Here is a 13,594-nt window from a genome sequence, read left to right on the forward strand (position 1 = left end):
TTTTTTTTCTTTTAAATTTATTTGAATTTATAATTTTTCTAATATCACAAAATTTAGGTAAATATAGATTTTGAGAATCAAAACCATTGTTTAAAAACCAAGTAATTTTCTTGTTATTTTTAAAATAATTAGAAGTTTCAATTAAATAGTCTAAAAAATGACCTTTGGCTTTGACCATTTCAGACTCAACTAGTAAAAGGTTTGTATTATTTCTCATTTTAAATAAATTTTAATATTTGATAATATATATATATATGAAAAAAGTATTAATAACAGGTGGTGCAGGTTTTGTAGGTAGACGTTTTGTTAAATTTTTTTTAGAAAAAAGGTATAAAGTTATTGTTGTGGACAATATTGCACCTCTTACTGGAGGGATTGATCCAAAAAAAGGCTGGCCATTGTTTAATCCTTATGATTATAAAAATTTTAAATTTTATAAGGAGGATTGTAGAATTTGGTTTAAAAACCATAATGATAAAGAAATAGATTATGCACTACATTTAGCAGCGATGGTTGGAGGAAGGCAAATAATTGAAAACAATCCTTTAGTTGTAGCTGACGATCTCTCAATTGATAGTCATTATTGGCAATGGGCAAGAATAAATCAGCCAAAAAAAAATATCTGTTTTAGTTCATCAGCTTGTTATCCGATTAAATTTCAAACTAAAAATAATTATAAACTTCTAAAAGAAAATGATATTAATTTTAATAAAGATTTATCTGTCCCAGATTTAACATATGGATGGTCGAAATTAACATCTGAATATCTAGCCAAAATAGCATATGAAAAGCATGGATTAAAATCTGTTTGCTATCGCCCTTTTTCTGGTTATGGAGAAGATCAAGATCTAAGTTATCCTTTTCCAAGTATATGTAAAAGAGTTTTAGATAATAAGAATAAAAAAAATTTAACAGTTTGGGGAAGTGGAAATCAGATGAGAGATTTTATTTATATTGATGACTGTGTAAATGCTGTAATAAAAACGATGGATAAAATAAATAATGCTGATGCTTTAAATTTATCTAATGGCAAATTTTTAAATTTTAAAAACTTTGCCAAAAAAGCAGCCAACATTGTGGGTTACAATCCTAATATAAATGGCACAACAAATAAACCTGAAGGAGTTTTTGCTAGAGCTGGCGATACATATAAACAAAAAAAATTTGGAGTAAAAAATAAAGTTTCTTTAGATGATGGAATAAAAAAAACTTTAAAATTTTTAACAAATTAATTCAATATTTTTACATATAAATTTCGTAATATATTTTTAAAATTTTCAATATTATATTTCAGATCTTTGACTGGATCTTTTAAGGGACTTTTAAATTCTTCAAAAATTTGATCTTTGTTTTGATCCAAACCAGCTTTTAAATAAAATTTTTCAAAAAAATTAATTGTCATACCCCATTTTTTAAGAAAAATTTTGTTAGCTTTACTTCCCAAATATGTATTTATTGTTTTAGGTTTCTTTCTTGTTGTAATAGATCCAAAATGATAAATAGAACATTTCCCTAGCCCTTTAAAAATTCTAACCTTTTCATCCCATAATTTTTTTGCAAAATCTGTATCGTCTCCACCTGTAGGAAAAAATTCTTCACTCCAACCACCAACTCTATCCCACAATTCTTTAGTAACTAAGCCAGGACATTTTGTTGATCCTTGCCAATTAAAGGTTTTTATTTCATTAAGATTATTTAATAATTTTTTTTCATTAAAAGTATTAAAAGTTTTACCAGCATTTATTACTGGAGGGGAAAATCTTTTGCTAGCACTTTCTGTATGACCAATCATTGTTCCAGATAAATAAAAATTTTCATCATTTAACAAATCAATTTCATTTTTAAAATGAATATCCCATTCTGGACAATAATAAAAGTCATCGTGTGATATAATAATATATTTAGAAATTGAATGTCTGGCAGCGGTGTTTAAAGCTTTAGGCATACCGATATTATTACTACTATAAGTGTATTTAATTTGATTTTTTTTTAAATATTCGATTGTCCCATCTTTGCCCTCGTTAACATGAACAATAATTTGATGATTAAATTCTGAGTTTTTTTTAATACTGTTAATACAAATTTTAAGATATTCTAGATTATTAAATGTAGGAATTAATATGGAAAACATTATTTTTTTTTAACAATATTTATTATATAATCCCTAATATCTTTTTTTGCGGTATATCCTAGAATTTTTTTTGCATTATTATTTGGAATTGTAGATCCAAATCTTTCACCTGGTCTTTTTGGAAGAAATTTTATTTTTGTATTAAACATTTTGGCAATTTCAATTATTGAATATGTTTTTTTAGTCCCAAGCATATAATGATTTTGTTTCCCTTTCTTCCATGCAAGATAACAACCTTTTACAATGTCATCTATATGGGTAAAATCTCTTCTTTGCGTACCTGGTTTAACAACTGTTAGAGGCTTATTCTTATTAAATTGATTTTCAAATATTCCTATAACTGCTGCCATAGGAGAATTAAAAATTTGCCCAGGTCCATAAACATTATAAAAATAAACAAATTCGTATTTTAGACCAAACCATTTATTGTAGTTTATTATTAATTCTATATTCTTCGACTTAGACCATGCATATGGTGATAAATTTTCATCTTTACCATTGTTGCCTAAATTACTTGAAGTTGCAGAATATATAATTTTTATTTTATTATTTTTGGCAAACTCAATAACTTTTAACGAATGATTAATATTATATTCTAAACATTTCTTGTAGTTTTTAAAACTTTGAAAAATTCTTGAGTATTCACCAAAATGAAAAATAACCTTTATTATATTTTTGTATTTCTTTAAAAGAGTTTCAATGTCTTTATTGTCTCCTTTGATGTATTGTACATTTTTATTTTTTATATGATTTCTTTTGTATCCTGAAGAATAGTTATCAATACTAATTATCTTTTCTTTAACATTTGAATCTAATAAATATTTAATCAAACATGAGCCAATAAAACCAGCTCCACCAGTAACTATTATAAATTTTTTTTTCATAAAATATAAAAATAATTACCAGTCAATTTTATTTTTAATATTAAATGTTTTTTTTATCATAAAATCTGCAATTTTAACTGAATTAAATTTTTTATGATATTTAATTCTACCTTTTTTTGCCAACAAATATCTTAGTTTATTATTTTTAATCATAATGTTAATTTTTTTATTTAAGTCATTATTTGAATTGTAAAAAATTGCTTCTTTGTTTGAGAATAGTTTATTTAATTTTGTTTTTTTATCAATTAAAGTTGCAATACCATTACCCATTAATTGTGCTATCCTATCACTACTATAAAATTTAAGTGGTTTACCTTGACTTAAATTAAGTGCGATTTTTGAATTATAAAGTTTTTTTTTAAATTCATCACCCCAAATTGGTTGAATATTATTCATGCCAAAAATATTAAATTTTAAATGCGGATTTTTATTAATTAAAAAGTTAATGATATTTTCTCTTTCATCAAATTTTCCTTTTTTCAAAACTCCTCTATGTACCCCATGAGACATTGCAAAAAACAAATCAAATTCGGGATTTTTATTTTCATACACTTTCATATCATCAAGTGACTCGTCAACAGGATTTGGAAAAAATGAGACTTTATAGTTTTGTAGATTCAAAACTTTAGGATCTGTTGTACAAAAACTGTAATCCATATACTTTATTTTATCCATAAATCTAATTTTATTATTTTCCCATTTTGAATCCATTCTATCCAAAAACCATTGGGCAATTTTAATTGATGGATTTTCTTTTTTAATTAATTTTAAACTTTCAGTTTTAATAGAGTCAGCGTGTCCTAATAGTATCAAATTTGGTTTAAAATTTTTAACGGTTTCAATAAATGTTGAATTAAGTTTTTTTGAACCAGTAATATCTCTTAAAGTTTTATAGTTGGTTAAAAGATCTCTATCGCTCAAAGTTAAAACTTTATGATTTAATTTAATTAAACCATTATTAATTCTTCTCCCTGTATTATAGAACAATCTACCATTGTGTTTTTCATTAAGATTTGTGACATGTAGTATTTTTAATTTTGTATTTTTTGAAAAATATTGATCTTTTTTTAAGAGTTCATTACGATACGCATCAATTTTTTTAGTAGCATAAATGTTTGTTAAATAAAAATTTTTTAGTGAATTTTTTTGATAATATCTAAGTAATTTTGGATTTTTAATAAGTTTTTTTATATTTTTTGAGAAATTAGTTGAGTTAATTTTATTTACAACAATACCATCGGTTATAGTCTCTTTTAAACCTCCTCTATTACTAATAATAACACCACAGCCCCGACTGGCAGCTTCTAAACTTGTTCTGCCAAAAGGTTCGTTCCATCTAGAACAAACAACTGATATTGATGTTTTTTCTAGATTTTTCAAAACTTTTTTGTGATTCATAAAACCTAAAATATTTAATCTTTCATGATGAAACATAATTTTTTCTCTAGGTTCGTCACCAATAACATTAGCCGACCAATCTTTAAATTCATCTAATATAGGTATTATTGCTCTTCCAAAAATATCATAACCTTTTGCAGAATTTAATTTTCCAACAAATGTAATTATTTTCTTTTTATTTTTTAAATTTATTTTTTTAGCATTAATTGATTGTTTAATTACCTCTAGTTTGTTTGAATTGGAATAATTATAATTCAAACCATTGACAAATCTTGATAAAGACCAATCACTATTAAAAATTATTTTATCTAAATTTTCAATTAGAAAAATTCTATCTTTTAATTGCTTTGATCCATTCATTTCAAGCGGATCATTATGAAAATACAAAACTTTTTTTGCATATTTTAAATTTTTTAAATATTTTAGATAAGATGGTCTGTTATGAAATTCTATAATATCAGATTTTCTTTTTTCTTCTTTTTTTAAAAATTCAATTATATAGGATTTTGTAGAACTTTTTATAAATGATTTTTTAAAATTTAGATTTGTATACTTTATAGTAAATTTATTTTTATAATTTGTGTTGCCATATACAAGTGTATTTTTTTTAAATTTACTAATTAGCAACGTATCTTTAATAAAAATAGACACTGCACCAGCATAATCTGGTGAGAAGTTTTCTTTATATGGAAGTAATATTGATATTTTCATTTATCAAATTTTCTTAAAATTTTTTTTCTAAGTACCCTATCCTTTTTAAGCTTATGTTCATATGACATAGCATTTGATTTTGAACTAAATTTCTTCTTAAATATCAATTTCCATTTATATCCTCTTGTAGATTTAGCTCCTGCATTTGAGTTGTGTTTTAACAATCTTTTTTCAACATTTGTACTGTAGCCAGCATAAGTTTTGTTTATACCAGGATTTATGCATTTTAGTATGTAAGTATAATAAATCATTAGATGGCGGTCCCTAGGGGAATCGAACCCCTCTTTCGAGGATGAAAACCACGTGTCCTAACCGATAGACGAAGGGACCAAAAAATGTTTTTTATTGTAAATTAGGCGATTAATCAAGCTTATCATCTAATATTTTGATTTAATTTTATTACCTTTTTTAGACCAGTTGACTTATGAGTAACAAAAGTTTCTGATGTAAAATCATTTTCATTTAACTTGATACCGTTAACTAATTCACCAGAGGTAATACCCGTAGCACAAAAAATAGAGTCTCCAGAAACTATTTCTTTTAATTCATATTTCTTTTTAAAATCATTTATACCCATTTTTTTTGCTCTTAATTTGTCATGTTCAGAATCAAATAGAAATCTTCCTTGAAAATAACAATTAAATGAATCTAGAGCTGATGCTGCAAGAACACCTTCGGGACCACCACCAATTCCAAGAAAAATATCAACATTATATTTTTTGTTTGTAACTAGTAATGCACCAGAAACATCACCATCTGTTATTAGTTTTGTATTAACTTTGAGTTCTTTTAGTGTTTCAATAATTTGTTTATGTCTCGGTCTGTCCAGCAAACATGCAGTTAAATTTTCAGGTTTTTTATTCAAGTATTCACTTAAATTAGAAATATTTTTTTTTACAGAAAAATCTAAATCAATAACTCCTTTTTCATTTACATTAGCAGAAATTTTTTCCATATATGTTTCTGGAGCATTGAATAAATTATTTTTTTCAGCAATTGCTATTACCGATAATGCACCAGGTAAGTTTTTGGCAGCAAAGTTTGTGCCCTCTAACGGATCAACTGCTAAATCAAACTTAGGACCATTGTTGCTACCAATTTTTTCACCAATATATAACATTGGTGCTTCATCTAATTCACCTTCACCGATTACAACTCTACCTTCAAAATCGATTTTATTTAATTCATTTCTCATTGAGTCCACAGCAGCTTTGTCAGCAGCTATTTTATCATTTTTACCAACTAAATATGAAGATGCTAGTGCAGCCTTTGAACTTACATTTATAAATTTATCAACAAATTTTTTATCAATAGTCATTATATTTTTTTATTAATTACATCTTCATTGATAATTTTTGACTCAAATTCTCTTAGACGCTTATAAACACTTGCTAGTTCAATTATAGTGGGCCATGCTTTAAGAATATACTGCATTGAACCCTCCACCCTGCCAAAAGCTCTTATGATTTGTTGCATGACACCCAACGTAACTGCACCTGCAACAATGGCTGGTGCTAAAAATACATAAGCAGATAAAACATTAGCTTGTAGATATGCAATCCTACCAATATTGAAATATAAATATCTAATGTAGCTTAAAAAATGAATACTTCTAACTCCATCAAATAATTCTTCAATAGATTTTGGTCTTATTGTTCCATCATCTTCTGCTATCACTAAAATCTTTCTATAAGCAGCTTCTTTTTTTTGTAAATCATATTCGACACCAACTAATCTTAAAATTAAACCAAGTAAAATCAAAAAAATTGTTCCTCCAACTGACCAAATTAAAGCGCCTACTATCAATCCATAATCCCAATCACCAAAGAAGAATATAGGTATTCCAACACTTAAGCCAAATAAAATTGGCATAAACTCAATAAGTATCATTAAAGCTTCAATTAAACTTGTTCCGAGTGACTCCATTATTCTTGAAAATTTTATTGTATCTTCTTGAACTCTTTGAGCTGCTCCTTCTATTTTTCGAGCTTTATCATATACGCTATGATACCATTCAACCATAGCAGTTCTCCATCTGAACAAAAAGTGTGAAGTAAAAAAACTAACAATAACTGCCACACCTACATACATAGCAGCCAAAGTTATGAAAGATAATAGGCTTGCCCAATACTCTTCTATAGTAATAGAGTTTGGTGCACCTAAAGCTTTTTGAATCATATCGTAGAATTGACCAAACCATTCATTGATTTTGACATCAATTTTTACTTGTATCCAAAGTGATGATAAAATTATTGCTGATCCTATCCATGACCATAGTAACCATTGTTTTTGAGTAAAAAACCTAAACATTTTTTATTTTAAAAAATTATCAGCGTAAGATTTTTTTACTGTTTTTCTTTTTCTAGGTTCGATTAATTCAAATTCTATTTTCTTTTTTTTCGCATAATTGATCGCAAGTTCTTTTGACGAAAACTCTAATTTTAATTCCGAATAAGTATCTGATGAACTTTCCCAACCCATCAATGGGTTCTTTGTTGGATCTTTAGTTTTAAATTCTAATACCCATTTGCCATTTTTAGCTAAACCTGATTGCATTGGGTTTTTGTTTGGAATGTAAATAATTGCTTTTTTCATAAAGATGGTCGGAGTGGCAGGATTCGAACCTGCGACCCTCTGGTCCCAAACCAGATGCGCTACCAGGCTGCGCTACACTCCGATCGATGTACTAATACAGAAGTTATTGATAATTTCAATGAATAAAGAAGTCTAAATTAAAAGAATTTTAAGTAAATCTGTTATATAACGAGGCATGATAATTACTTGTCCTTGCAAAAAGAAACAATTCAAAATTGATAGTTCGTTAATTCCCAATGAAGGACGTGAGCTTCAATGTGGATCATGTGAAAGAGTTTGGTTTTATAACGCACAAAATGAAAGTGAGACACCATTAAAGTTAAATAAAAATAATACTACAAATAAAACAGAACAAAATAATGAGGTAAAAGAAAAAAATTTAGAAATTAACAAACCATTACAAAAAGAAAAATTAATTGATTCTGAAATAGAAGCAGACAACCTAAAGACTGTTGAAAAATCTGAAAGTAAAAAATCTAAATTATTTTCTTATTTAATAGTTTTTATTATATCTTTTGTTGCTTTAATAATCTTGGTTGATACACTTAAAACACCTCTAATTAATGTATTTCCTGGACTAGAAGTAATATTATTCAACCTTTTTGAAACATTGCAAGATATAAAACTATTTATTATAGACCTAATTTAAAATTTTATGATTAATTATATATCCAAACCTTTTAGATGGTTTTTTAAATTAGAAGCTGCAAGTGGACTCGTTCTCTTGCTTGCTGCAATAATTGCATTATTTATTAGTAACTCAGGATTAGCAGATTTATATTTTGCTACTTTAAATAAATATTTATTTATAGGTGTTAATAATTTTGGTCTAAAATTATCTGTATTACATTGGATCAACGACGCCTTGATGGCTATATTCTTTTTCTTTGTCACATTAGAAATAAAAAGAGAATTTCTACAAGGTGAACTTTCAAATATTAAACAGGCTTTACTACCAATCATAGCCGCCGTAGGAGGAATGTTAGTTCCTGCATTATTTTACGTTTTTATTAATTTAGGTGATAGCGAAACGTTAAATGGATGGGCAATTCCATCAGCCACAGATATAGCTTTTTCTTTAGGAGTTTTGTCATTACTTGGAAAAAGAGTTCCTTTATCTTTAAAAGTATTTTTAACAGCTTTAGCTATAATCGATGATTTAGGAGCAATTGTAATAATTGCTCTATTCTACTCAGGAGATTTAAGCATCAAGTATTTAACATTAATGCTGATAGCTTTTATTGTTTTGTTGTTAATAAATAAATTTAATATCAAAAAATTCTTACCTTATTTGGTAGTTGGACTTTTCCTTTGGGATTTTACTCACAACTCAGGTATCCACGCTACGATTGCTGGTGTTTTATTGGCTATGACAATCCCACATAGAAAAAAGGATAAAGATTTTTCTTTATTAATAAAAATAGAACACGCAATTAGTCCTTATGTTGCCTTTGGAATAATGCCTTTATTTGCATTTGCAAATGCAGGGGTTTCTCTTGAGGGTTTATCTTTTGCTTCTTTGTTGGATAAGGTTCCGTTAGGTATTTTGCTTGGTCTATTCTTGGGTAAACAACTTGGTGTTTTTATATTCTCATATGTATCAATAAAATTAAAAGTTGCTCAAATGCCAAACGATACAAGTTGGTATAATTTTTATGGAGTTGGAGTTCTTACTGGTATTGGTTTTACAATGAGTTTGTTTGTAGGAAATTTAGCTTTCGTTGAAAACATTCAATATATGGATGGTGTAAAAATAGGTGTTTTGACTGGTTCATTACTATCCACTTTATTTGGTTATTTTTTAATATTACTTACTCCAAATAAACCCAAAAAATGAGAAAAGTAATATTTGTACTATCTATAGTTATGTTTTTTTTTAAAACCTCAGCAACAGCAAACTATGAAAAAAAGTTTTATGATTTCACAATTGAGAGCATAACTGGCGAAACAATAAATCTAAAAGATTACAAAGATAAAGTTATTCTGGTAGTCAATACAGCTAGTTTTTGTGGTTTTACCAAACAATATAATGAATTACAGGAACTATGGGATTTATATAAAGAAAAAGGTTTAGTGGTACTTGGTGTTCCATCAAATTCATTTAATCAAGAAAAAAAAAATGATGCAGATGTAAAAGAGTTTTGCGAAGTAAATTTTAATATCAATTTTCCACTTACAACTATCACAGAAGTTAAAGGAGAAAATGCTCATGAACTTTTCAAATGGGCAAAAGATAATCATGGTAAATCTGCAATTCCAAAATGGAATTTTCATAAAATTTTAATTAACAAAGAGGGAAAGGTTGAAGATACATTTGCATCTTTTACTAAACCAATGTCTAAAAAGTTAATTAAATCAATTGAAAATATATTATAGCTCTAAAGTTAAGCCATCATGAGCAGGTATAACATTTTTAGGTAATAACTTTTTAAGTACTTTATAATCTAAAACTGGTGATAAATTTGTTAGAATAGCCTTTTTGGGCTTGAAGATTTTGATTATATTAAGTGATTTTTCTAAGTTGAAATGTGATGGATGAAAATTGTACCATAAACAATCAATTATTAAATATTTCAAGTTTTTAAAATATTTAAAATCCTTTTCTAAAATTTTACTTACATCGCTGATATAAGCTAATTTTTTATCAACAATAAAACAATTTGAATTTACTCTGCCATGCTCAACTATAATTGATTGAATGCTAATTTTTTTATTTTTATTAATTGTGTAAATATTTTTTGGCAACTTATTTAAATTTAATGTTGCTGGATATTCTTTTGAGTAACTTTTGAAAATGTATGAAAATGTATTTTTAAGATATTTGGAAGTATCTATATCTGCATAAACATTAATTTGTTTTCTACTATTTATATAAAAAGATCTTAAATCATTAATTCCATGAGTTTGATCTCCATGCATATGTGAAAAAAGAACTTTATTAATTTTTTTAATTTTATGTCTTAAAAGTTGTTGTCTTAAATCAGGAGAGGTATCTATTAGTATATTTTCATCAGTAGTTTTCAATAAAGCTGAGCATCTTGTTCTGTAATTTTTTATATTTTTTGGGTCACAATTTCCAAAAAAACCATCTGGTCTTGGTACACCCATCGAACTACCACAGCCTAAAATAATAAATTTCATATTTTTTAATTAAAAAAAAGTTTATTAAAATTATTAGTAGTTAGCTCTATCAATTCATTTTTAGAAATATTTTTTATTTCTGCTAATTTTGCAGCTGTAAAATCTATAAATGATGGTTCATTTTTTTTTCCTCTGTTTGGAACTGGTGCTAAAAAGGGACTGTCTGTTTCAATTAAAATATTTTCAGTTGGGATTGATTTAAATGTGTCTTGTAAATCAACTGAATTTTTGAAAGTAATTATTCCACTAGCAGAAAAGTAAGAATTTAAAGATAATAATTTTTCTGCAAATTCTTTTGAACCAGTAAAACAATGCATTAAAATTTTAATATTCTCATCTTTATATTCATTTAAAATTTCCAATGTTTCATTTTCAGCATTTCTTGAGTGAACAATTAGTGGAATGTTAGTTTTTATTGATGCTTTTATATGCTCAATAAAACTTGCAATTTGTTTATCTTTTTCACTGTTGTTATAATAAAAATCCAATCCAGTTTCACCAATACCTATAATTTTTTTGTTATTTTTTAAGTTATCAATAATTTCATTAGCAGTAATTATGTTTGTAGAGCTTTCATGTGGATGAATTCCAATTGTGCCATAAATCATCTCATCTCTATTAACAAGTTCCTTAACTCTAGAGAAACTTTCAAAAGATGTTGATATTGTTAATAGTTTTTCAATACCTATATCTTTTGATCTTTGCAAAACATTTGTTAAATCACTAAACAAAGGTTCGTGATCTAGATGGCAGTGTGAATCAATCATTATTTTTTTCTATTTTTTTAAATAGTATATCAATTTTATTAATAATATTTCCTTTAGTTAAATACTCATTATCTGAAAGAGAATTTAATTTTATTTGATCTTCATTTATGTCAAAAATTTTTAGTGCTTTTAAAGAAGACTCCGGAATAATTGGATACAATAAGAAACTTATTTTTCGAACAATTTCCAATGTAGTATAGACAATTGTATTTAATCTAATTTGATCATCTTTCTTTTTCCATGGTTCTTGATCATTAAAATATTTGTTGGCTTCAAAAAGAGAATTAACAATATAGTCTATATAAAAGTTAATATTTTGATGATCAATTTTAGATCTAATATTATCTAAATTTTTTTTATATTTATCTAAAATTAACAAATCTTCATCTAGAAATTCAATTTCAGAAGGAATTTTTCCATCACAATTTTTGATCGCAAAAGCAGTAACTCTTTGACATAAATTTCCATAATTATTTGCTAAATCACTGTTTATACAATCTTCTAATCTATCTTGAGAAATATTGCCATCATTACCAAATGAAACTTCTTTAATCAGATAATATCTTAATGGATCTAACCCATACTCATCAATTATTTCTAATGGATCCAAAATATTTCCTTTAGATTTAGACATTTTTTCTTCTCCAGATAAAATCCAACCATGACCATAAACTCTTTTTGGTACTTCAATATTGGCGGCTAATAAAAAAGCTGGCCAATAAACAGCATGAAATCTAAGTATATCTTTGCCAATTAAATGTATTGATGCGGGCCAAAATTTTTTGAATAATTCATCATCTTTATTTGGGTAATTTAGTGCACTTAAATAATTTGTAAGTGCATCTAACCAAACGTAAATTACATGATTTTTATTACTTGGAACTTGTATACCCCATGAAAAACTTTTCCTACTAACTGATAGATCTTTTAGACCACTTTTTACAAAACTAATAACTTCATTTCGTCTAGACTCCGGATAAATAAAATCAGGATTATCTTCATAATATTTTAAAAGAGGTTTTTCCCATTTTGAAAGTCTAAAAAAATACGACTCTTCTTCAATCCATTCGACAGGAGATTTTGATGATATAGCTATTTTTTTACCATCTATTTCTTCTATCTCATCTTCACTATAAAAAGCTTCATCAGATACTGAATACCAACCAGAATAATTAGATAAATAAATATCATCATTCTTTTCAAGTTCAGACCAAAGATATTGCACCGTTTTTTTATGCCTCTCTTCGGTTGTTCTAATAAAATCAGTGTTGCATAAATTTAGAGTATCTGAAAGATCTCGAAAAGTTTTGCTTATCTGATCACAAAATTTTTGAGGAGTCTCCCCTGCTCGTTCAGCTGATCTTTGAATTTTTAAACCATGCTCATCTGTACCGGTTAAAAAGTGTACTTTATAATCATCAATGATTTTAAATCTTGCAAAAAAATCAGCAGCTATACTTGAGTAGGCGTGACCCATATGAGGTTTAGCTGATGGATAATAAATAGGTGTGGTAATATAAAAATTTTTATCCATTTAATACTTTATCTTCAAATTCCATAAATAATGTCTCTTCGTCTAAATTATAAATTTTAGTATCATTAATTTTTTTTAAAAAATAATGATAAAGGTGAAATAATTTAATATTTTTCGTAGATATATTGTTTCTAAGATAAACTTCAATAAAAGAATATATTAATTGAATAATTGGTTTGTTTTTTTTATAAGCCTTACTTGATATTAGACTTTGCAAAAAAGTGTCTAAATTATAATCCTTAAGATTTAAATCAAAGTTTTCTGCTAGATTTAATAAATCATATAATTTACCTGGTGTTGTAAAGTAATTTACTAAATCTTGATTTATAAAATTATAAACATCATCGTTTATTAATTTGTTAACAATTTCAATAGATTGAGCATTTGTTAGAAAAATTTTGAAATTTAAACATCTTGATTTAAGAGTTGGTAA

At 26.4% G+C, this 13,594-nt stretch carries 15 protein-coding genes, 2 tRNA genes and 1 pseudogene; 4 read left to right on the forward strand and 14 right to left on the reverse strand.

What is annotated here, in order from left to right:
- Positions 1-217 (reverse strand): hypothetical protein (locus tag ACTTAY_RS06465; protein WP_440672807.1); only part of this gene is annotated, 217 nt, incomplete at its 3' end.
- Positions 218-254: 37 nt separating this feature from the next.
- Here ACTTAY_RS06465 and ACTTAY_RS06470 point away from each other — a divergent pair.
- On the forward strand, positions 255-1,232 hold the full coding sequence (locus tag ACTTAY_RS06470) for an NAD-dependent epimerase/dehydratase family protein (protein ID WP_440672808.1): 978 nt from the start codon (positions 255-257) through the stop codon (positions 1,230-1,232).
- Here ACTTAY_RS06470 and ACTTAY_RS06475 read toward each other — a convergent pair.
- From ACTTAY_RS06475 to ACTTAY_RS06515, 9 genes are all read right to left on the reverse strand, one after another.
- Positions 1,229-2,131, reverse strand: coding sequence for a glycosyltransferase family 2 protein (locus tag ACTTAY_RS06475; protein ID WP_440672809.1), 903 nt, complete (start codon positions 2,129-2,131; stop codon positions 1,229-1,231). The genes ACTTAY_RS06470 and ACTTAY_RS06475 overlap by 4 nt on opposite strands.
- Positions 2,131-3,015 carry an NAD-dependent epimerase/dehydratase family protein gene (locus tag ACTTAY_RS06480; protein ID WP_440672810.1) on the reverse strand — a complete coding sequence of 295 codons (885 nt, stop codon included), beginning with the start codon at positions 3,013-3,015 and terminating at the stop codon, positions 2,131-2,133. The genes ACTTAY_RS06475 and ACTTAY_RS06480 overlap by 1 nt, the downstream gene beginning before the upstream one ends.
- 15 nt (positions 3,016-3,030) lie before the next feature.
- Positions 3,031-5,124, reverse strand: a complete 2,094-nt coding sequence (locus ACTTAY_RS06485; protein ID WP_440672811.1) for a glycosyltransferase — start codon at positions 5,122-5,124, stop codon at positions 3,031-3,033.
- Positions 5,121-5,375, reverse strand: coding sequence for a GIY-YIG nuclease family protein (locus ACTTAY_RS06490; protein ID WP_440672812.1), 255 nt, complete (start codon positions 5,373-5,375; stop codon positions 5,121-5,123). The genes ACTTAY_RS06485 and ACTTAY_RS06490 overlap by 4 nt, the downstream gene beginning before the upstream one ends.
- A gap of 4 nt (positions 5,376-5,379) precedes the next feature.
- Positions 5,380-5,454: transfer RNA gene (locus tag ACTTAY_RS06495), tRNA-Glu, on the reverse strand.
- 43 nt (positions 5,455-5,497) lie between these two features.
- Positions 5,498-6,442 carry a class II fructose-bisphosphatase gene (gene glpX, locus ACTTAY_RS06500; RefSeq protein ID WP_440672813.1) on the reverse strand — a complete coding sequence of 315 codons (945 nt, stop codon included), beginning with the start codon at positions 6,440-6,442 and terminating at the stop codon, positions 5,498-5,500.
- Complete coding sequence (locus ACTTAY_RS06505; RefSeq protein WP_440672814.1) at positions 6,442-7,434, reverse strand: putative transporter; 993 nt, start codon at positions 7,432-7,434, stop codon at positions 6,442-6,444. The genes glpX and ACTTAY_RS06505 overlap by 1 nt, the downstream gene beginning before the upstream one ends.
- Positions 7,435-7,437: 3 nt before the next feature.
- Positions 7,438-7,719, reverse strand: a complete 282-nt coding sequence (locus tag ACTTAY_RS06510; protein WP_440672815.1) for an ETC complex I subunit — start codon at positions 7,717-7,719, stop codon at positions 7,438-7,440.
- Positions 7,720-7,724: 5 nt separating this feature from the next.
- A tRNA-Pro gene (locus ACTTAY_RS06515) sits at positions 7,725-7,801 on the reverse strand.
- 93 nt (positions 7,802-7,894) lie between these two features.
- Between ACTTAY_RS06515 and ACTTAY_RS06520 the strand changes: the two genes are divergently transcribed.
- Genes ACTTAY_RS06520 through ACTTAY_RS06530 form a run of 3 tightly spaced genes read left to right on the forward strand, consistent with a single transcriptional unit; the run spans position 7,895 to position 10,095 of the window.
- On the forward strand, positions 7,895-8,368 hold the full coding sequence (locus ACTTAY_RS06520; protein WP_440672816.1) for a zinc-ribbon domain-containing protein: 474 nt from the start codon (positions 7,895-7,897) through the stop codon (positions 8,366-8,368).
- A gap of 6 nt (positions 8,369-8,374) precedes the next feature.
- The gene (gene nhaA / locus ACTTAY_RS06525; protein WP_440672817.1) at positions 8,375-9,556 is read left to right on the forward strand and encodes a Na+/H+ antiporter NhaA; all 1,182 of its coding nucleotides are present in this window, start codon (positions 8,375-8,377) and stop codon (positions 9,554-9,556) included.
- On the forward strand, positions 9,553-10,095 hold the full coding sequence (locus tag ACTTAY_RS06530) for a glutathione peroxidase (RefSeq protein WP_440672818.1): 543 nt from the start codon (positions 9,553-9,555) through the stop codon (positions 10,093-10,095). Before nhaA ends, ACTTAY_RS06530 begins: the two co-directional genes overlap by 4 nt.
- On the opposite strand, the gene ACTTAY_RS06535 is transcribed toward ACTTAY_RS06530, so the two are convergent.
- The 4 genes and pseudogenes from ACTTAY_RS06535 to ACTTAY_RS06550 all read right to left on the reverse strand — a co-directional run.
- Positions 10,090-10,860, reverse strand: a complete 771-nt coding sequence (locus ACTTAY_RS06535; RefSeq protein WP_440672819.1) for an MBL fold metallo-hydrolase — start codon at positions 10,858-10,860, stop codon at positions 10,090-10,092. The genes ACTTAY_RS06530 and ACTTAY_RS06535 overlap by 6 nt on opposite strands.
- 5 nt (positions 10,861-10,865) lie before the next feature.
- The gene (locus tag ACTTAY_RS06540; protein WP_440672820.1) at positions 10,866-11,627 is read right to left on the reverse strand and encodes a TatD family hydrolase; all 762 of its coding nucleotides are present in this window, start codon (positions 11,625-11,627) and stop codon (positions 10,866-10,868) included.
- Positions 11,620-13,161, reverse strand: a complete 1,542-nt coding sequence (gene metG, locus ACTTAY_RS06545) for a methionine--tRNA ligase (RefSeq protein ID WP_440672821.1) — start codon at positions 13,159-13,161, stop codon at positions 11,620-11,622. The genes ACTTAY_RS06540 and metG overlap by 8 nt, the downstream gene beginning before the upstream one ends.
- Positions 13,154-13,594, reverse strand: a pseudogene (locus tag ACTTAY_RS06550) (AAA family ATPase); the annotation flags it as partial. The pseudogene ACTTAY_RS06550 and the gene metG, both read right to left, overlap by 8 nt.

It is taken from the genome of Candidatus Pelagibacter sp. HIMB1715, from assembly GCF_052047595.1.
GTDB lineage: Bacteria > Pseudomonadota > Alphaproteobacteria > Pelagibacterales > Pelagibacteraceae > Pelagibacter.